This is a genomic window from Caballeronia sordidicola, from assembly GCF_000729995.1.
GTDB lineage: Bacteria > Pseudomonadota > Gammaproteobacteria > Burkholderiales > Burkholderiaceae > Caballeronia > Caballeronia sordidicola_A.
In genome coordinates this window covers 12217-31824 of the sequence record NZ_JNFG01000005.1, presented here as the reverse complement: position 1 = coordinate 31824, position 19608 = coordinate 12217, and the positions used below count along the sequence as shown (strand labels likewise).

The 19608-nt window shown below is 60.1% G+C and carries 20 protein-coding genes and 1 pseudogene; 14 read left to right on the top strand and 7 right to left on the bottom strand.

What is annotated here, in order from left to right:
• Nucleotides 1-108: 108 nt before the first annotated feature.
• On the bottom strand, nt 109-1716 hold the full coding sequence (locus tag FH08_RS0104590; RefSeq protein WP_031357192.1) for a carboxyl transferase domain-containing protein: 1608 nt from the start codon (nt 1714-1716) through the stop codon (nt 109-111).
• 16 nt (nt 1717-1732) lie between these two features.
• A complete protein-coding gene (locus tag FH08_RS0104585) occupies nt 1733-2914 on the bottom strand; it encodes an isovaleryl-CoA dehydrogenase (RefSeq protein WP_031357191.1) in 1182 nt (393 codons plus the stop codon).
• A 198-nt stretch (nt 2915-3112) separates the two neighbouring features.
• On the opposite strand from FH08_RS0104585, the gene FH08_RS0104580 reads away from it, so the two are divergent.
• A complete protein-coding gene (locus FH08_RS0104580; protein WP_031357190.1) occupies nt 3113-3838 on the top strand; it encodes a TetR/AcrR family transcriptional regulator in 726 nt (241 codons plus the stop codon).
• A 99-nt stretch (nt 3839-3937) separates the two neighbouring features.
• On the opposite strand, the pseudogene FH08_RS51645 reads toward FH08_RS0104580, so the two are convergent.
• From FH08_RS51645 to FH08_RS0104570, 3 genes and pseudogenes are all read right to left on the bottom strand, one after another.
• Nucleotides 3938-4047 (bottom strand): annotated as a pseudogene (locus FH08_RS51645) (ferritin-like domain-containing protein); the annotation flags it as partial.
• 52 nt (nt 4048-4099) lie between these two features.
• On the bottom strand, nt 4100-5536 hold the full coding sequence (locus FH08_RS0104575; RefSeq protein ID WP_031357189.1) for an MFS transporter: 1437 nt from the start codon (nt 5534-5536) through the stop codon (nt 4100-4102).
• Between the two features lie 300 nt (nt 5537-5836).
• Nucleotides 5837-6571 carry a TetR/AcrR family transcriptional regulator gene (locus tag FH08_RS0104570; RefSeq protein ID WP_031357188.1) on the bottom strand — a complete coding sequence of 245 codons (735 nt, stop codon included), beginning with the start codon at nt 6569-6571 and terminating at the stop codon, nt 5837-5839.
• Nucleotides 6572-6644: 73 nt separating this feature from the next.
• Here FH08_RS0104570 and FH08_RS0104565 point away from each other — a divergent pair, with 73 nt between their 5' ends.
• Nucleotides 6645-8162 (top strand): MDR family MFS transporter, encoded by a 1518-nt coding sequence (locus FH08_RS0104565; RefSeq protein WP_031357187.1) that lies wholly within the window; start codon nt 6645-6647, stop codon nt 8160-8162.
• Between the two features lie 73 nt (nt 8163-8235).
• Nucleotides 8236-8442 carry a hypothetical protein gene (locus FH08_RS0104560; protein ID WP_031357186.1) on the top strand — a complete coding sequence of 69 codons (207 nt, stop codon included), beginning with the start codon at nt 8236-8238 and terminating at the stop codon, nt 8440-8442.
• 40 nt (nt 8443-8482) lie between these two features.
• Here FH08_RS0104560 and FH08_RS0104555 read toward each other — a convergent pair whose 3' ends face one another.
• The gene (locus FH08_RS0104555) at nt 8483-9103 is read right to left on the bottom strand and encodes a LysE family translocator (RefSeq protein ID WP_031357185.1); all 621 of its coding nucleotides are present in this window, start codon (nt 9101-9103) and stop codon (nt 8483-8485) included.
• 403 nt (nt 9104-9506) lie between these two features.
• On the opposite strand from FH08_RS0104555, the gene FH08_RS0104550 reads away from it, so the two are divergent.
• The 11 genes from FH08_RS0104550 to FH08_RS0104500 all read left to right on the top strand — a co-directional run bounded on the left by FH08_RS0104550 (nt 9507) and on the right by FH08_RS0104500 (nt 18776).
• Entirely contained in the window at nt 9507-10511 is a 1005-nt protein-coding gene (locus FH08_RS0104550; protein ID WP_031357184.1) for a CobW family GTP-binding protein, read from the top strand.
• A gap of 25 nt (nt 10512-10536) precedes the next feature.
• Nucleotides 10537-11040 (top strand): DUF1097 domain-containing protein, encoded by a 504-nt coding sequence (locus tag FH08_RS0104545; RefSeq protein WP_031357183.1) that lies wholly within the window; start codon nt 10537-10539, stop codon nt 11038-11040.
• Nucleotides 11041-11071: 31 nt separating this feature from the next.
• Nucleotides 11072-11815 carry a nitrile hydratase subunit beta gene (gene nthB, locus FH08_RS0104540; RefSeq protein ID WP_031357182.1) on the top strand — a complete coding sequence of 248 codons (744 nt, stop codon included), beginning with the start codon at nt 11072-11074 and terminating at the stop codon, nt 11813-11815.
• A 21-nt stretch (nt 11816-11836) separates the two neighbouring features.
• Nucleotides 11837-12478 (top strand): nitrile hydratase subunit alpha, encoded by a 642-nt coding sequence (gene nthA, locus FH08_RS0104535; RefSeq protein WP_031357181.1) that lies wholly within the window; start codon nt 11837-11839, stop codon nt 12476-12478.
• A gap of 2 nt (nt 12479-12480) precedes the next feature.
• Nucleotides 12481-12825, top strand: a complete 345-nt coding sequence (locus tag FH08_RS0104530) for a nitrile hydratase accessory protein (RefSeq protein ID WP_031357180.1) — start codon at nt 12481-12483, stop codon at nt 12823-12825.
• A 59-nt stretch (nt 12826-12884) separates the two neighbouring features.
• A complete protein-coding gene (locus FH08_RS0104525) occupies nt 12885-13094 on the top strand; it encodes a CbtB domain-containing protein (protein WP_031357179.1) in 210 nt (69 codons plus the stop codon).
• 13 nt (nt 13095-13107) lie between these two features.
• Nucleotides 13108-13857, top strand: a complete 750-nt coding sequence (locus tag FH08_RS0104520) for a CbtA family protein (RefSeq protein ID WP_031357178.1) — start codon at nt 13108-13110, stop codon at nt 13855-13857.
• 224 nt (nt 13858-14081) lie between these two features.
• Nucleotides 14082-15101 carry a GlxA family transcriptional regulator gene (locus tag FH08_RS0104515; protein WP_051887756.1) on the top strand — a complete coding sequence of 340 codons (1020 nt, stop codon included), beginning with the start codon at nt 14082-14084 and terminating at the stop codon, nt 15099-15101.
• Between the two features lie 127 nt (nt 15102-15228).
• On the top strand, nt 15229-16158 hold the full coding sequence (locus tag FH08_RS0104510; RefSeq protein WP_031357176.1) for a LysR family transcriptional regulator: 930 nt from the start codon (nt 15229-15231) through the stop codon (nt 16156-16158).
• 377 nt (nt 16159-16535) lie between these two features.
• Nucleotides 16536-17327 carry an ABC transporter substrate-binding protein gene (locus FH08_RS0104505; RefSeq protein ID WP_031357175.1) on the top strand — a complete coding sequence of 264 codons (792 nt, stop codon included), beginning with the start codon at nt 16536-16538 and terminating at the stop codon, nt 17325-17327.
• Nucleotides 17328-17660: 333 nt separating this feature from the next.
• Entirely contained in the window at nt 17661-18776 is a 1116-nt protein-coding gene (locus tag FH08_RS0104500) for a succinylglutamate desuccinylase/aspartoacylase family protein (protein WP_031357174.1), read from the top strand.
• A gap of 164 nt (nt 18777-18940) precedes the next feature.
• Here FH08_RS0104500 and flhC read toward each other — a convergent pair whose 3' ends face one another.
• Nucleotides 18941-19600 carry a flagellar transcriptional regulator FlhC gene (gene flhC / locus FH08_RS0104495; protein WP_031357173.1) on the bottom strand — a complete coding sequence of 220 codons (660 nt, stop codon included), beginning with the start codon at nt 19598-19600 and terminating at the stop codon, nt 18941-18943.
• Nucleotides 19601-19608 lie beyond the last annotated feature (8 nt).

Below are 19608 nucleotides of genomic sequence, written 5' to 3'. Positions count from 1 at the left end.
CTGGGCCGTCCGCGAAGCATGGGGCAGCACTAAGCGCTGAATCGCCAAGTGCTGGGCCGTCCGCGAAGCATGGGGCGGCACTAAGCGCTGAAGCGCCAAGTGCTGCCGTCACATCCTGAACACGCCGAAACGCGTGTCCTCGATAGGCGCATTCATGGAAGCTGCCAGCCCAAGTCCCAGCACATCGCGGGTCTGCGCCGGGTCGATCACACCGTCGTCCCACAGGCGTGCGCTTGCATAATACGGATGCCCCTGTACTTCATACTGGTCGCGAATCGGTGACTTGAACGCCTCCTCCTCTTCCTTCGACCACGTACCGCCCTTACCTTCTATGCCATCGCGGCGCACGGTCGCGAGCACGGACGCGGCCTGTTCGCCGCCCATCACAGAGATGCGCGCGTTCGGCCACATCCAGAGGAAACGCGGCGAATACGCCCGGCCGCACATGCCGTAATTTCCCGCACCAAACGACCCGCCGATAATCACCGTGAACTTCGGCACCTTCGCCGTTGCAACTGCGGTCACCATCTTTGCGCCATTGCGCGCAATGCCTTCGTTTTCGTACTTGCGCCCCACCATGAAACCCGTGATGTTCTGCAGGAACACGAGCGGAATCTTGCGCTGGCAGCACAGTTCAATGAAGTGCGTCCCCTTTAACGCCGACTCCGAAAAGAGGATGCCGTTGTTCGCAATGATGCCGACCGGATGCCCCCAGATATGCGCAAATCCGCACACCAGCGTCGTGCCGTAACGGGCTTTGAATTCATCGAAGGCGGAGTCATCGACAATCCGCGCAATCACTTCGCGAATGTCGAACGGCTTGCGAGTGTCTGCGGGAATGACGCCGTACAAACTATGCGGATCATGGCGCGGCGGCAGCGGTTCTTTAAGCGCCACCGGCGAGACCTTCACGCGATTCAGATTGCCGACGATGCTGCGCGCAATACCCAGCGCATGCGCGTCGTTCTGGGCGAGGTGATCGACGACGCCTGACAAGCGCGTATGTACATCACCGCCGCCCAGGTCTTCGGCGCTGACCTCTTCGCCCGTTGCCGCTTTCACCAGCGGCGGACCGCCCAAAAAAATCGTGCCTTGGTTCTTCACGATGATCGATTCATCGCTCATCGCGGGCACGTAGGCGCCGCCGGCAGTGCACGACCCCATCACCACGGCGATCTGCGAAATGCCCTTCGCCGACATGTTCGCCTGGTTATAAAAGATGCGGCCGAAGTGATCGCGATCGGGGAATACATCGTCCTGATTGGGTAGATTCGCGCCGCCCGAATCGACGAGATACACGCACGGCAAGCGGTTTTCTTCCGCAATCTCCTGCGCCCGAAGATGCTTCTTCACCGTCACCGGATAGTACGTTCCGCCCTTCACGGTTGCGTCGTTGCAGACGATCACGCACTCCTGCCCCGCAATCCTGCCGATGCCCGTAATCACGCCGGCGCCGGGGGCGTCGTCGTTGTACATGCCGTACGCGGCCATTTGCGACAACTCGAGAAACGGCGTGCCCGGATCGAGCAATTGCGCGATGCGGTCGCGCGGCAACAGTTTGCCCCGCGACATGTGTTTGTCCCGGGCAGCCTGTCCGCCACCCAAAGCGATCTTCGCGACCTTTTCCTTCAGATCCGCGACAACCGCTTCAAGCGCCGCCGCGTTCGCGCGGAATTCGTCGCTGCGTGGATTCAGTTTCGATTCGATGATCGGCATAAGTTTGTCCGCTCGCTCAAGCTGTTTCAGCAAACAGTTCGCGGCCGATCAACATGCGGCGAATTTCACTGGTTCCTGCACCGATCTCATACAGCTTCGCGTCGCGCCACAAACGCCCGACCGGATACTCATTGATATAGCCATTGCCACCCAGGATCTGGATCGCTTCGCCGGCCATCCACGTCGCTTTTTCGGCTGTATAAAGAATCACGCCCGCGCAATCTTTCCGGACCTGGCGGCCATGACCGGCGCCAAGCGTATCGAGCTGACGTCCTACCGCGTAGAGATACGCGCGGCACGCCTGCAAGGTCGTATAAAGATCGGCGACCTTGCCTTGAATCAACTGGAATTCGCCGATCGCCTGACCGAACTGCTTGCGGTCGTGGATGTACGGCACGACCGCGTCCATGCACGCGACCATGATGCCCGTCGGGCCGCCCGCCAAGACCGCGCGTTCGTAGTCGAGCCCGCTCATCAGCACCTTTACGCCGCCATTCAATGCTCCAAGGATATTTTCCTTCGGCACTTCAACGTTTTCGAACACGAGTTCGCCGGTATGCGAGCCGCGCATGCCGAGCTTGTCGAGCTTCTGCGCGACGGAAAACCCTTTCATGCCCTTCTCGACGATAAACGCCGTAATGCCCTTCGCGCCTGCTTCAATATCGGTCTTGGCATACACCACGAGCGTGTCGCAATCCGGCCCGTTGGTGATCCACATCTTCGTGCCGTTGAGGACGTAGTGGTCGCTCTTTTCATCGGCGCGCAGCTTCATGCTGACCACGTCCGATCCGGCGTTCGGCTCGCTCATTGCCAGCGCACCAATGTGTTCGCCCGAGACCAGCCCCGGCAAATATTTGCGCTTCTGCGCTTCGGTGCCGTTGCGATGAATCTGGTTCACGCACAAGTTGGAATGCGCGCCATACGACAAGCCCACCGACGCCGACGCCCGCGAAATCTCTTCCATTGCGACCATGTGCGCCGTATAGCCCATGTTCGCGCCGCCATACTCTTCGGACACCGTCATGCCGAGCACGCCCAGGTCGCCGAATTTCTTCCAGAGATCCATTGGGAACTGATCGGTTTTATCGATTTCAGCCGCGCGCGGCGCAATCTCCTTCGCAGCGAAATTGGCGAGCGAGTCGCGCAACATGTCGATGTCTTCGCCCAAGGCGAAATTCAGACCGGGTACGTCGTTCATGCGGGTCTCCTTCTTCGGTGGTTCGGCTCGAGGTCGGCAGTGCGGTGCTTGCAGGATCAAATGATCGACTCAAATTCTGAGTCTCACTCACACTCGGTAATTTCCATGATGGACGGCAGTTTCACGCCAAATACCACTTCCCGTCAATAGGGATTTGAGCTACGCTCACATCTGGTTAATCATCGCGCACGCCTTTCCATGTCCTCCACCCTTGTTACCGGAAATCGTCGTACGCCTGCCGGCGTGAAGTCGCAGCAGCGCGTGAAGGACATTCTTCAGGCCGGCCGGGACGTCTTCGCCGAGAAAGGCTACGACGCCGCCACGAGCGCCGAAATCGCCCAGCGCGCGGGGATTTCAGAGGCAACCGTGTTCAGCTATTTCAGCGGCAAGCGGGAGTTGTGCGCGCGGGTGATCGCGGATTGGTATGACGAGATCATCGACGCATTCGAATCCGGACTGCCCCGCGACGGCAGCGTGCGCCAGCAGTTTGCGTTTATCGTGAGGACGCATTTGCGGCTGATGCTGGTGAACGGGACGGGCTTGTGTGCGCTGGTTTTATCGGAAGGACGGACGAAACATCATGATCTCAGCGACACCCTCACCGACCTTCAACGCCGCTATACCGCGCCGCTGATGAACGTCCTCGCTCATGGCCAGACGGTGGGTCAGGTGCGCGCCGACTTGCCGTTGCGATTGATGCGTTCACTGGTCTTCGGACCGATGGAACACGTGCTGTGGGACGCGACGCTTGCGAAGCGGCATCTGAGTCAGGCTCAGATCGATACGACCGCCGATGAACTCATCGAGGTGCTGTGGACCGCGCTACAGCCGCCCGCTGCCAGCCTGACTGCGCTTGCGCAGTTCAGACAGGACGTGGAGGAAGCATCGCGGCGGTTCGAGGAAGCCGCGAGCCGGGAGAAGTGAGATTGCGGACACTCGCGGACGCGAGTCGGGCGGACAGTTAGTTGCAAATTTGCTTTATCGAGGCAAAGCGTCATCAGCCCGCCCATGCGTGGGCAATGCGTCCTTCGGGGCGGGATACGGCGGCTCGGCGGCCCGGGCGCGAGTTCGATGCCGTATGCCTGGACCAGCCGCGACAGCACGATCTTGTGGCGCGCCTCTTCAGCACCGTCCCATATAGCGTCTTATTGCGACGATATCTCGCTCGGCGGCGTGATCAAGATCTCAATGCGAGATTTGTTCCAGCGCCAGGTCCCGCGTCTTCGGCCCCATCAATCCGATTGCCAGCATCACCACGGCCATCGCGCCGGCGATAAACATAAACACCCCGGTCGTGCCGAACGCCTTCAACACGCCCGCGATGAAGAATGATGTGAAGATGGCCGAAAAGCGGCTCCACGAATACACGAAACCGACCGCGCGCGCGCGAATGCTGGTGGGGAAAAGCTCGGTCTGATACGCGTGGAAGCTATACGACATGATGTTGCTGGCGAGCGTCAGCCCCACGCCCATGCAAACCAGCAGCGCCGCGCCCGAGACCTGGCTGAACACCAGCCCGCAGACCACGATCGCACCCGCCATCACGACAATCACGCTCTTGCGCTCGAATTTATCGGCGATGAACAAGCCGATGATCGGTCCGACCGGTGCGGCAATGGCGATGATCGTCGAGTACATCAGGCTGGTCGTGATCGTGATGCCCTGATGGATGAGAAGGGTGGGCACCCAGTTGGCGAAGCCGTAGAAACCGACTGTCTGGAAGACGTTGAAGATGATCATCATGGTCGCGCGCTTGCCGTAGGGCGCGACCCACATGTCGCGGAACGAGCCACGTGTGCTGACGGGTTCAGGGGCGGCGGGCGGCGGCAACGGCCGGCCATATTCTTTCTCGACCTTCGCTTCCAGCGCCGTCATCACCGCGTCCGCTTCCGCGAGCCGCCCTTTTTGCGCCAGCCAGCGCGGGCTTTCCGGCAACGCCCGGCGGATGAACCACACGAACAGCGCGCCATGCGCACCGATCAATACGACCCAGCGCCAGCCATCGAAACCGAAAGGCTTGTTCGGCACCAGCGCGTAAGAGAGGAATGCGACGACCGGCACGGCCGCAAAACCGACCGCTTGCTCACACGCAAAGGCGCGGCCTCGAATGTGTTTGGGAACCAGCTCGGAGATGTACGTGCCGATCGTTACCAGTTCCACGCCAATGCCCAACCCTGCCATGAAGCGCCAGAAGTTGAGGCCACCGGCCGTGTCCTGAAACGCCATGATCACGTTCGCGACCGTGTACCAGAGCAGCGAGTAAGTGAAGATGGCGCGACGGCCGAAACGATCCGCGAGAAAACCGCATGCAATCGTGCCGATGAACAAGCCGAGAAACAGCGACGCGATGAAACTCGCGACACCCGTCATGCCGAATAGCCCGACGGTGGTGGACGTGAGAATGCCGCTCTTGACGAGCCCGGGCGCGACGTAGCCGGAGTACAGCAGGTCGTAGAGTTCAAAGAAGAACCCGAGGCTCAACAAGACGACGAGTACCCACATCGAGCGGGTCGCCGGGAGGCGATCGAGCCGTGCGGAAATCGTGCCTGCACTTAATGAGTCCGATACATGTTCATGGCCAGAAGCAGATCGGGGTTGAGCGAGGTCCTGAGCAGTTGTCATCTATTTATGTCTCCCTATCGTGGCCTGTTGATGGCCTGTTTTTCTGCCGGCGACGCGCCTTTTTTGTCGAGCGGCCGGGCAGCTTGCCCGGCGCGCATTTTAACGGCGTATCTGCAAATTTGTTACGGGCATCGGAACAATCTTCGCGATCGTCTCCAGGGCGGGAGCTCAGGCGGGTGCTGGCACGGCTATGGCCCGACGCGGCCAAACAGCGTGATGGATTCGCTGTCCGAGTGCACCATGCGCCCGTCGCGGTACCCGCTTAAGCGCGACGTCCCGAGCGCCGGCTGCCCGCAGCGCTTACGTCGGCCCGATGCCGTGCATCAGCAGCGCCACTGCGTGCCGCGCGACCTGGTCGCGCCTGGGCGCACTGCCGTCGCTCTCCTCAGCCCATGTATAAGTCACCGCCAGCGGCAACACCGTCAGACCGAATAGCGATACAAACAGCAGCGATGGCTCCAGGTGCGGGTTGAGCTTGCCCTCCTTCTGCCATTGCGCGATGCGTGCAATCGATGCTTTCTTATTAGCATCGCCGAAACGCTCGGCAATACGCTGGCGCAGCAATCCACCTTCGCTGATGACCTCGCGAACCCACAGCGTCGCAAACCACGGATACCGCTCGCATACCGCGATCAGACCTTCGGCGAATGCGCGCAACGCTTCCGCCGGTTCCGCGTCAGAGTCAGCGAACGCGCGGCCGAGTTCCGCACGCAACGGCACGAATCGCTCATCGATCAACACGTCCAGCAGTTGATCGCGCGTCTTGAAGTAGTAATGGACCATGGCCGGCGTCACGCCCGCCTCGCGCGCAATCGCGCCGAGCGTGGTCTCCATGATTCCCTGACGGGCAAATAGAACCAGCGCGACGTCCAGCAGGAGCGCCCGCGGTTCGCCGTGGTGCGTGCCGGTCGGCCTCCCAGGCCGTCGGCCGGCCTTAGACGGCCCGGCGGCAGCAGGCGTGGCAGATTCGTTCGACGGCTCAGCGGGGACGGCAGATCCGGAAGGCTCGGAAGGATCGGTTACATTTTTAGTCATAGTGGCAATTGACCCCGGGATTAGCGTCGCCTAATATTAACTCCAACATTAATTAATCTCATCGGGCGGCTGAATGGAATCCCTGCAACCCTCTGGCGCGTCTTCCGTGCCGCTTACTGCCATTGAAGAGCGACCTCCAATCCGGCTGCTCTTCACGGCGCTGCTGCTTGTCATGCTGCTCGGCGCGCTCGACCAGACCATCGTTTCCACAGCGCTGCCCACCATTGTGGGCGAGCTGGGCGGGCTCGAAAGCGTGTCGTGGGTGGTGACGTCCTACCTGCTGACGTCGACGATTGTCGTGCCGCTGTACGGAAAATTCGGCGATCTTTTCGGCCGCAAAGTCGTCATTCAGGCGTCGATCCTCATTTTTCTTACCGGCTCGATCCTGTGCGGAGTCGCGCAGGACATGACCCAGTTGATCGTGTTGCGCGCCTTGCAGGGGCTCGGCGGCGGCGGGTTGATGGTCGTGACCATGGCCGCCATTGCCGACGTCATTCCGCCCGCCGAACGCGGCCGCTACCAGGGCCTGTTCGGCGGTGTGTTTGGACTCGCGACGGTCGTCGGGCCGCTGCTGGGCGGGTTTATCGTCGAGCATTTATCATGGCGCTGGATTTTCTATATCAACGTGCCGCTGGGCGTGCTTGCGCTGATCGTGATCGGACTCGTGTTCAAACCGCACGTGGCGCATGTAAAACATAAAATCGATTACATGGGCGCTGCGTTTTTAGCCGCATCGCTCACTTGTATCATCCTTTTTACCAGTCAGGGCGGCACGTTGCTGCCGTGGAGTTCGCCGCAGCTATGGTTCACGCTCGCGCTCGGATTCATTACGCTGGGCGGTTTTATCTACGAAGAACGGCTCGCCGATGAACCGATCATGCCGCTCGAGCTTTTCAGGGAGCGAACGTTCGTGCTGAGCGGGCTGATCGGTTTCATCATCGGATTCTCGCTGTTCGGCGCAATCACATTCCTGCCGCTGTATCTGCAAGTGGCGAAGGGTTCAACACCGTCGCAAGCCGGCCTGCAAGTTTTGCCGATGATGGCCGGCATACTGTCCACCTCCATCATCAGCGGCCGCTTGATTAGCCGAATCGGCAAATACCGCTGGTTCCCGATCTGCGGAACCGCGATCGTGGCCTGCGGTATGTTTTTGCTGTCCACGCTGCAACTGGATACCCCGCTTCACACCATGTACCTGTTCATGCTGCTGCTCGGACTAGGACTCGGCATGGTCATGCAGGTGCTGGTGCTCGCGGTGCAGAATGCGGTGCCGTTCAAGAATATCGGCGTGGCCACGTCCGGCGCGACGCTATTCCGGTCGATCGGTGGCTCGGTGGGAGTCGCCACGTTCGGCGCCATCTTTACGAACGGTCTGCACTCACGTCTGGCAGATGCCATGCCGCCGGGGACGGAGTTACCACAATCGATGGGGCCAACGATGGTCCAGCATCTCCCCGCCGCTGTCCGCGATATCTATCTCAACGCGTTCTCGGGATCGATGCACCTGGTGTTTCTCGTGGCCGGTGCGGTCGTGCTGCTCGCGTTCGCGTTGTCCTGGTTCATGAAGGACCAGCCGCTTCGCAGCAAGTGAGGGCAAGGGAATGAAGTGCGTCGGCGGCGCTTTGGTTTAAGCTGACGCACTTTAACTTTGGAACGCCCGCGCAATGAAGCTTACGCAAGTAGTGATCGCCTCGACCCTCAGCGCTTTTGCCTTTATCTCGACCGCCGCATTGGCGGAGACGTTTAACTTCGGCGAGGGACAGTCGTCGATGTCCGGAAATGGCGGCGCTTCCCGCCACGCGCCGCCTAAGCATAAAAAGCACAAGACGACCCGACGTGCCGCCGAGAACAGTACGCACTCACAGCCTTAAGCGACGAGCCCCGGCAGCGCCCATCTTCGTCACGCGCGTTTCAGCGCGTCAATAGCTGGCGAATGCCCAAGCCCACGATCAACCCGCCGCAAACCCGGTCGATCCATGCCCGGTACCCGCGGTAGCCCGACGCAATCCCCGCGTGTGACAGGACGAGTGCGACGAACCCGTACCACGTCGTTGCGACCAGAGCGACCATCGCAAGCATTGCCACGAAGGTGACCGGCGACATATGCGCGGGCGTTGCAGAAGCGAAAATGGCGGCGAAAAACGCCACTGACTTCGGGTTCGTGATGTTGGTCGCGAAGCCTTGCACAAAGGCCTTGCGCAATCCGCCAGACACGCTCGCCTGGGCCATGCCCGGGCCACCGGCTCGCGCCTTGACGATCAGCCGGCAGCCGAACCACATCAAATACGCCGCGCCGCCAATCTTGACGACCAGCGCCATCCACGGGAAAGCGGCGAACACAATTCCGACGCCAAGAATGGCGCAGGTCGCCCAGAACAGGCTCACCAGGACGATGCCCGCGACGACCGCCAGGGCCTCGGAGCGTGTCGACGAAGCCGCTTTATGCGCAACCGCGACAAAGTTCGGCCCGGGAATAACCACGCCTGCAATGTAGACAGACAAAACAGCCAGGACTGCGGATGAATCGACCACGCCGTCGCTCCCTAGAAGATCGACGCGCGGGAAAACGGCGTCGGTGAATGCAATATCGGCATTATCGCCGAGGTTTGTTCTCGCGATGGGTAACCCTACGCGCTGAATGGCCGCCTGGTTTGCGAAGCGGCGTTATTACCCCTGCCATCAAACGCGACTGCGCTAATCAAGGCGCATCGCGCACCCCACGCGGGCATGCCAGGCCGTCGACGCACCATTTTCCGTCCTGAACCCGAAGCGGGTCATATCCCGATCTTGTCCGTTATCGCCCATTTATACCTATACAGCCATCAGAGCGGGGCAATCGAGACAGAGCGCGTTTCACTCAAGCCGTCCGGCAAAAACGGGCCTGGTACTCGCTCTTTACAAGGCCAAACCCCTCAGGCCCTTGTCGAGATCAGCCATGCACCAACCTCAACCCAATCCGCGGCGCAAGATTCCCGTCACCGTGATTTCAGGCTTTCTAGGCGCCGGCAAGACCACGCTGGTCAATCACCTGATGCAGCACAGCACGGCCGGGCGCATCGGCGTTGTCGTGAACGAGTTCGGCGAGGTCGGCATCGACGGCCAGTTGATCGTCGCCGAAGAAGAAGCGTTGATCGAAATCAACAACGGCTGCGTGTGTTGCACCGTGCGCGCCGACCTGGTGGCGAGCGTCAAGGAACTGCTGATGCGCACGCCATCCGATCCGCACGCGAGACTTGATCGCCTGATCGTCGAGACATCAGGACTCGCCGATCCTGCGCCGGTCTTGCAAACCTTCCTCGCGGACCCGGATTTGCGTGAAGCGGTCGAACTGGAGGCGGTTGTCACTGTAGTCGATGCACATCATTTCGCTCGGCAACTCCAGGACGAGATCGTGCGTGAGCAGGTGGCGTTTGCTGACATTGTCGTGATCAACAAGGTCGATCTCATCGACGCTCACGCCCTGGAGCAGCTCGAACAGGAGGTGCGTGCACTGAACCGGACCGCGGCCATCACCACTGCGAGCCACTCGCGAGTACCACCTGATTCGCTGCTTGGCGTGCGGCGGTTTTCCTTGCCCGCGCTGCTTGAAATCGAGCCTGATCTGCTCGATGAAAATGCCCATGACCACGAACACGATGCATCGATTCAGTCGTGTGCGCTGGTCGAGAGCGGCGCCCTCGATCCGGATCGCTTCAATCGCTGGATCAACCAACTCGTGCAGCAGTCCGGCCAGCAACTCATGCGGATGAAAGGCGTGCTGCACTTCCAGTCCGAGCCGCGGCAGTTCCATTTTCATAGTGTCCACATGCTGCTCGAAGCACGCCCCGGGCGCGTATGGCGCACCGATGAAACACGTGACAGCAAGTTCGTATTCATTGGTCGCGACCTCGACATGCCGCGCCTGCGCGAAGCCTTCCTCGATTGCCTGCATCAGCCCTGAATCCCCACCACCAAAGGAGCCCTAAATGAAAAAGTCTGAAGCCTTTACGGTCAGCATCGGCGTGTTGGCCGTAGTCGATACCTACATCACCGCCACGGTATTTCCCGTCCCAGTCTGGGTGACATTTATTGCATGGGCATCGTTCTTCGTGGTCGGTGGAGGCTCCGCAGGATTCGTGCAAAGCGTTGCTTCGAACCTCACGGGTCTTGTGATTGCGTCACTGTCGTTGCTGGCCATCGCGAGTTCGACGCAAACACCCGCCATCGCGGCAATTTGCGTGGGTGTGGGCAGCGCGGCCATGGTGCAGGCGTCGAAGATCAAGTTGCTGAACGTGCTGCCTGCGGTCGTCTGGGGGTTCGCTTCGACCGTGGGCACCACGGTGGCTACCGGCCAAGCCATCACCACGGCCGGCATTCATAACCCCGCACTCGTTGCAGCGGCGGCTTTGATCACCGGAGCGCTGTTCGGGATTGTGTCGGAAGTCCTCGGCAACGCCCTGACCCGCAAACCCGAACCTCAACTCAACTGAGCTTCAATCCACTTTCGTCCGGGAACATCGAATGAAACTACAGCACAACTTAGGCGGACTGGAAAATCTTGGTCCAGTCAATGTGGACACGCAAGTGTTCGTCGAGCCGTGGGAGAAACGCATCTTCGGCATCCATACGGTGATGATGGCCGAGAGCACGCATCTCGCCGACGCATTGCCGCGTTATCCCATAGCCGATCTGCCCACTGCATTCAGGAATACATGGACCTGGGCGTCGTTGCGCACGGGTGCCGAAGGCATGCAGCCGTTCGAGTATTTCAAGTTCCGCTATTACGAAAAATGGTTGATGGGGATCTCGCAGTTTTTTATCGATGAAGGATATGTATCGGCTGATGAACTCGACGAAAAGACCCGCCAGTACCGTGCTGATCCGCAAGCAGCGCTTCCCGCCAAGCCCAATCCCGCGATTGCAGCGCAGATCAACGCGTACCTGGTCAAAGGCGATTCCGGCTTTCACGCATTCGAGCAAGAGCCACGTTTTTCGAAGGGCGCGCAAGTGCGCGTGGGAGACCCCGATGCTGTCGAGCACACCCGCTTGCCCGGATATCTGCGTAATAAAAACGGCACGGTGGACCTCGTCTATCCCGGCGCATTTTCGTATTTCGTTTCTACAGGACCTGATGGCATCGGACAGGCCATGCCCGTGTATCGCGTGGCGTTCAATGCCGCCGACATCTGGGGCGAGGAGAAGAGCGAGCCCAATACGACCATCTACGCCGATCTCTTCGATGCCTATCTGCTTGCACCCCACTGATCCACGCCAGGAACCACGACCATGAGCGAACTATTCAAATACGATGACGAGCGCGAAGCAGCCAGCGCCGCGAGAGTGCGTGCGCTGGAAGCGCTGTTGATCGAGAAAGGCGTGCTGGGCAGCGACTCGGTGGATACCGTGCTCGGCCATTTCGAAACCGTGGCGGGCCCGTTCAACGGCGCGCGCATTGTCGCGCGTGCGTGGGTCGATCCCGCGTTCAAGCAGCTTTTGATCGAAGACACACCCAAAGCCATCGCAACAATGGACTTGCCGCAAGGCATGGACGGCGCGGAAGGCGAACACATGGCAGCAGTCGCGAACGGCGACGGCGTGCATAACCTGATCATTTGCACGCTGTGCTCGTGTTATCCATGGCCGGTACTCGGCCTGCCGCCGTACTGGTACAAGGACCCCGTATTTCGCGCGCGCGGCGTGCGTGAACCACGTGCGGTGCTGCGCGAATTCGGTGTGCCCGTTTCCGCGGACACCGAAGTCAAGGTGTGGGACAGCAGCGCGCAGATTCGCTGGTTCGTCGTACCGGAGCGTCCAGCGGGAACGGACGGCATGAGCGAAGAAGCACTGGCCGCACTCATCACGCCGGAGGCGATGATGGGCGTTGCGCTCGTGCCCCCGCCCGCATCGACCTCACTGGCTGCGGGCTGATCATGTTCACGCGTTTCGAGGAATACGCTGCGTCGAGCATGCTGGGTCAAGCCGATTCACCGCCGCGCCAGCAAGGCAAGTTTCTCTTCGACAAACCGTGGGAGCGCGATGTGTTCGGGCTTGCGCTGTCGTTGTCGAAGGCCGGCTACTTCGAGTGGGAAGCCTTCCGGCAGAACCTGATCGAATCGATTGCGCAATGGGAGGACGGCTATTGCGCGGGCCAACCGCGCTGGGACTATTACGAACGTTTCTTTCTCGCGCTCAAGAAAACCCTGGTTGAAGCCGGCGTGCTGTCGGAGGCGGAGATAGTAGCAATCGACGCTGCGGTCGTCACCGCTAGCGCCTGACTGGGGCCTTCCTTTTCTTTAAGCTTTATCTGTCCGGGCTAACGCCTTTGGAGATTCTAATGACCGACGCTGTTCTCGATTCAACCGTCATGCCATTACCGCTTCCCGTTCGCGAGCTGATGCCGTGGGCGATTTTCGGTGGCTTGCTGATGCTGCTAGCAATCTATTTCGTGGGTGCGGAAGAAGGCGCGACATCGCTGATTCCCGGCATGTACGTGCATGAATTTGTACACGATGGCCGGCACCTGCTCGGCTTCCCTTGTCATTGATCCGGAGACTCCCATCGTCGGCAAATTATTGATGCGCGGCATGCTCGCCGGCATTGCAGCTGGACTGCTTACATTCGGTTTCGCGAAGATGGTCGGCGAGCCTCAAGTCGATCAGGCGATCTCGTTCGAGGAAAAGGCAGATGCGGCAAAAGGCGAATCGCCCGAGCCTGAACTCGTCAGCCGTCACACGCAGGCGGGCCTCGGCCTGCTCACGGGTGTAATGGCTTTCAGCGCGGCTATCGGCGGCCTGTTCGCGCTGACCTTCTCGGCGCTGGTGGGCCGGGTCGGCAAGCTTAGCGCCAATGCTTTGTCGGCGTTGCTGGCCATCGCCGGGTTCATTGCTTTAGTGATCGTGCCGAACCTCAAGTACCCGGCCAATCCACCTTCGGTAGGAGACCCGGCGACCATAGGCTATCGCACCGGCCTATATTTCTTGATGATCGTGATCTCGCTAGTCACCTTGGTGTTTTCGCTAAAGGTTCGCCGGGCAGCAATTGCCCGCTTCGGAACGTGGAATGCGTCCATTGCCGGCGCAGCGGTGTTTGTCGTGATCATTGCCGCCGTGCAGATTGGCATGCCGGCAATTAACGAGGTGCCAGCCGCCTTTCCTGCCGTGCTGCTCTGGAAATTCCGGATTGCCGCTATCGGCATGCAAGTGATCATGTGGACCACGCTAGGCCTGCTGTTCGGCAACCTGGCACAGCGTAGCCTGCATGCCGGTTCCAGAACGGCGAATGCGCGTTCACTTCACCAGGCTGTCTAAGGACGTGGTTAAAGCGGCACGGCACGGCGCATTTCAAGCGCGCCGTGCCCATGCGATCAATTGACGTCACGTCCCGCTGGTCATCGAAATTTTGCCACCTTAGAATAATTGCTCCCGGCTTCGCCTGGGGCCAGCCTGGTTTCCGGCGTGGTTTCATCGCATGGACGGGTGCCGCAGCGGCGCAAACTCCGTCTGCCCGGACCCCGAATTCATCGGACTCGCATATGCGTAAGATCACCGTCGCCATGGTGCTGTTTCCCGGCTTCCAGTTGCTCGATATCGCTGGGCCAAAAGATGCGTTCGCCGAGGTTCGCATCCTGAGCCAGGGCCAGTGTGAATACGAAATGCTGACCGTCGGCACGACACGCGGATCCGTGCTCTCGTCCAGTGGTTTGACGGTTGTGCCGGACCGGACGATCTTCGACCCCTGCCCCGAATTCGATACGGTGATCATCCCGGGTGGTCTCGGCATTTTTGAAGTGCTGGAAGACTCCACGCTCAGCGAATGGCTGGTGAAGCAACGTCGCATCAGCCGTCGTATTGCCGCCATTTGCAACGGGGTATTCGCCTTCGGTTCGGCAGGCATGATCGATCATAAGACCGTGACGACCCACTGGATGGATGCGGCAAGACTCGCCGCCATGTTTCCCAAAGCGAAGGTCGAACCGGATCAGATCTATGTCAAGGACGGCGGTCTTTACACAACCGCCGGCGTGACGGCGGGCATCGACCTCGCGCTTGTCATGATCGAGGAAGACTTCGGCAAGAAGATGGCGCTGGACGTGGCGAAGTACCTGATTGTGTATGTGCGGCGCGCAGGTGGGCAATCGCAATTCAGCCCGCTCCTGGAAACGCAGGCTGCCGCCGATTCACAGATCCAGCCGGTTCAGCAGTACCTGCTCGATAATCTTCATCTGTCGCACACCATGGCCTCGCTTGCGCAGCGGCTGAACATGAGCGCGCGTAACCTGTCCCGCGTCTTTAGCAAGGAGTGCGGCGTCAGCCTGATCGCCTTTCTCAACGACGCACGCATCGACGCCGCCCGGCGATATCTCGAAAGCACCGACCATCCCGTTTCAAACATCGCGCGCCGATGTGGATTCGAAAGCGCCGACACGCTCAGACGAACCTTTAGCAAGCGTCTTCATATCAGCCCGATGGAATACCGGCAGCGTTTCCGTTCGAGCGATATGTCGAGTCCGGGGACCAAGCTTCAGCAGACCAAGGTTCCCGAAAAAATTTGACCGTCGGCAAGCATGTGGCTGGAATGACAGGGCTGGACTCAGCGCCCGGTCAACGCTCGTCCGCTACCGCCGCACTCATTTCACGATAGCATCGACTCCAATCGATTAATGACTGGGGAGCATGCTCATGAGCTTCGACGAACGGATGTTGAACGGCATGGGCGTATTGAGCGCGATCGTCGACAGCGGCAGTTTTGCCGCTGCGAGCGAAGCGCTGGACATGTCGCAATCGGGTGTGAGCCGTTCCGTGGCACGGCTCGAAGCGCGGCTGGGTATCAGGCTATTCGACCGCACTACCCGCTCGGTCAAGCTCACCGACGAAGGGCGGCGTTTCTACGAGCAGATCGTGCCGTTGCTAAGCGGACTTGAGGAAGCGGCGGCGTCTGCGTCGCAAGGAGCAAGCGCGGTGCGCGGGCGCCTGCGTGTGAATATCGATCCGTTCTTTTCGCGCCTGTTCCTTGGACCGCGGCTTGGTGCGTTCGTCGAGAAATACCCCGACCTGCAACTCGACCTGATCACGCGCGATCAACTCGGCGACATGGTCGCTGACGGTTTCGACCTCGCCGTTCGCTTTGGTCAGCCGCGCGAATCCACGCTGATTGCGCGCAAGCTACTGGATACACGCGTCATTACCGTGGCATCGCCGGGCTACATCAAGAAATATGGCCGCCCGCTCGCCCCGGCCGATCTCGAACGCGAGCCGCATACCTGCATTCACTTCCGCGATCCCGAAACCGGGCGCCCCTTCCAGTGGGAATTTCATCGCGGCAAGAAGAAGATCCTGATTGCCGCCCGGGGACGCCTGAGCATCAACGACGTCGGGACGATGCACGGCGTATGTCTCGCGGGACACGGTATTGCGCAGATCCTGGCGCTCGGCGCCGAGCAATTGCTGGCCAGCGGCCGGTTGGTGGACCTGTTTCCCGATTGGCCCGACGAGACCTTTCCCCTCTATGCCGCCTATCCGTCGCGCCACCATCTGCCGGCCAAGGTGAGGGCGTTTTTCGACTTCATCGTTGCATTGACGGGTACGCCGATAGAGGATCTGACCTTGTAACCGCCTGACCGGTGGCGTATCGGTCAATGCAGGGTGCTCGCCGCGCCCTTTCCCATCGGCGCTTCGCGTTTCTCCATCACAGACTCAACAAGAGGCCCACATCGGACTTACACATGGACTTACAATCGCGTTGCACAAAAATTGATTCATTTGCTTGCGCGAGCCGAAGTGCCCAGCCGCACAAGGGTTGCAAGATTAGCTATCGGGATTTTCACCAACTCCCTTATTTTTTTGGCTTGGTAACCTGCTGCGGTTCTATCGCGGACACAATCCGCGGAATGTAAGCTGTCCGGTGCGAGGGGCCTCACGCCGGACGAACCCGGATACTCACCTACCGACCTATCCGGGATGTACTGACCACCTTTGGAGTAAAAACAGTGAAAAAACTGCTCGCGGCTTTGACGATTTCCTTGCTTGCCGTCACATCGATCACCTCCGTCACCGCCAATGCGAAGGATTACTCGACCATCCGTTTCGGCGTCGATGCCTCGTATGCCCCGTTCGAATCGAAAGGTCCGGATGGCAAGCTGGTGGGCTTCGATATCGACCTCGGCAATGAAATCTGCGCACGCCTGCATGCGAAGTGCGTATGGGTGGAAAACGATTTCGACGGCATGATCCCGGCCTTGAAGGCGAAGAAGTTCGACGGCGTGCTGTCGTCGATGTCCATGACGCCGCAACGCGCCGAACAGATTGCGTTCTCGAGCAAGCTGTTCAACACGCCGACCCGCCTGATCGCCAAGAAGGGCAGCGGCATCCTGCCGACACCTGAAGGCCTGAAGGGCAAGACGGTGGGTGTGGAACAAGGCACGATCCAGGAAACCTACGCCAAGACCTATTGGGCGCCGAAGGGTGTAACGGTTACGCCGTACCAGAACCAGGACGGCGTGTACGCCGACTTGCAAGCTGGACGCCTGGACGCAGCGCTGCAAGATGCCGTGCAAGCTGACGTCGGCTTCCTGAAGACCCCGCGCGGTACGGGTTACGAGTTCGTGGGCAAGGATCTGGTCGATCCGACGATCCTCGGCAACGGCGCGGGTATCGGCCTGCGCAAGGAAGACACCGACCTGAAGGCACAGATCGACAAGGCAATCGCCTCGATCATCAAGGACGGTACGTACAAGAAGCTCGAAAAGAAGTACTTCGCCTTCGACGTGTACGGCGACTAAGCAGTCCCCCAAGCCTCAAGTCCGGAACGCGTTCCGGGCACAGCTTGAGCGCTTGAAAAAACGGGCTCCGCGTTGATCGCGGAGCCCGTTTTGTTTTGTGCGCGCCGGGATGCCTCCCGGCGTCTTTTGCGCCCGGTGCGGCAAAACCGCCGTTTTCAGCTAAGATCGACTGTCTTGGGCAGGAGGCGCCGCCGGGTAATTGCCAGGTGCTAACCGGTGCGGCCGGTGAGCAGCAATCCGGCGCCCGTCGCGAACGCTCCGCCCAACTCTCCTGAACACGCCGACACTTTTCCCAAGCGCGACGCGTTTCCAGCGCGCCGTGCACCGACAATCATGCAAACCAAAACGCACACCCTGATTTCGCCGTCGATCGGCACCACCCGCACTATCCTGAGCTTTCACTACGGCCCGAGCGGCGGCGAGAAGATCTATATCCAGTCCTCGCTGCATGCCGACGAACTTCCCGGCATGCTGGTCGCGTGGCGTCTGCGGCGCCAACTGGCCGAGTTCGAAGCGGCGGGCAAGCTGCGCGGCGAAGTGGTGATCGTGCCGGTATCGAACCCGATCGGGTTGAACCAGAACATGCACGGCACCCTGCTCGGGCGCTTCGAACTGAACAGCGGCCACAACTTCAACCGCAATTTCCATGACCTCGCCGCGCTGATCGCGCCACGCATAGAGGGCCGGCTGTCAGCGGATATCAATGCGAACAAGCTTGCCGTGCGCCGCGCGATGCGCGAGGCGCTGGACGAGCAAAAACCGCAAACCGAGCTCGAGTCGCAGCGCCTTGCGTTGCAGAAGCTCTCTTACGACGCCGATGTCGTGCTCGACCTCCATTGCGATCTCGACGCCGCGTTGCACCTCTACACCAACCCGGATATCTGGGACGAAGTCGAGCCGCTTGCGCGCTACCTGGATTCAAAGGCGTCGCTGCTGGCGCTAAATTCGGTGGGCAACCCGTTCGACGAGATTCACAGCTTCTGCTGGTCGGACCTGCGAGCGAAGTTTGGCGATCGCTTCCCGGTGCCGAACGGCGGCATTTCGGTGACGGTGGAACTGCGCAGCCAGCACGACGTATCGTATGAATTCGCCGATGCCGACGCGCAGGGCATCATCAATTACCTGATCCATCGCGGCGTGATCGATGCGGCCGTGCCCGCCATGCAGGCACTTGCCTATCCGGCGACGCCGCTTGCCGGCGCCGAGCCTATTGTTGCGCCTGCGAGCGGCGTGCTGGTGTTTCGCACGAAGGTCGGGGAGCTGGTCAAAGCCGGCGATGCAATTGCCGATGTGGTCGATCCGCTGACGGATACCGTGACGCCATTGAACTGCACGACCAGCGGCATGTTGTATGCGCGGCAGATTGCACGGTTTGCCACTGCCGGGATGGAAGTGGCCCGGGTCGCGAGTGCTACTGCTTATAGAACAGGGTCGTTATTGTCGGCCTAGGATGTAGGACGCTTGCGCGCAAAACCCAAGCCACAAAAAGCGAAGGGCTACCAATCTCGGTAGCCCCAAAAATTCCAACACCCCTTTTAACCTTAAAAAACAGCAGCGGGTCCTGCAGCCACCCCATCGAATGATGGTCCTCGGGGCCACCGGTCCGCTGCCGCCTAAGCAGCCTGTGCAATCAGGCTTTCTGTTCGCGGCTGTAACATCGCCGCGTGTTCGAGCACCGTCGGTTCCGGCACTTCGTTAGTCGATACCAAACTCAACTCCACCAGCGCGGTCTCAAGGCTCGCCTGACGGGCGGCTGCCGCTTTCTTGGTCTTCCCCGCGCGTGACGGCGGCTGGCAGGCCCCGCACACCACGTTTTCTTGCAAATCATGTTTGTGCGCGATGAACTTTCCAGTGCAGCGGCAGCATTTCGTGAGTTGCAGCATGCCCGCATCGAAAAAGCGCACAAGGGTCCAGGCCCGCGTCAGATCAAGTACCGCCTCGACTTCGCTATTCCTGCAATGTTCGAGATACAACCGATACCCCTTCGTCAGGGCATCGAGATGCGAGCAAGCCGCTTCTTTCTTCAGGAACACATACGTGTTGTAGAAGAGCGAAGCATGGATGTTCGCGAGCCACGTCATATACCAGTCAGCCGAGAAAGGCAGCATGCCCTTCGGCGGCGATACGCCCTTCACCTCGCGATACAACCGGATCATCCGGTCACGCGACAGTGTCAGTTCACTTTCGAGCACCTGCATCCGCGCCCCGAGTTCGATCAATGCGATCGCGCGGAAAACTTCTTGTGCATCTTCTGTGAGGCTCTTCTTAAGCATGGCGCGCT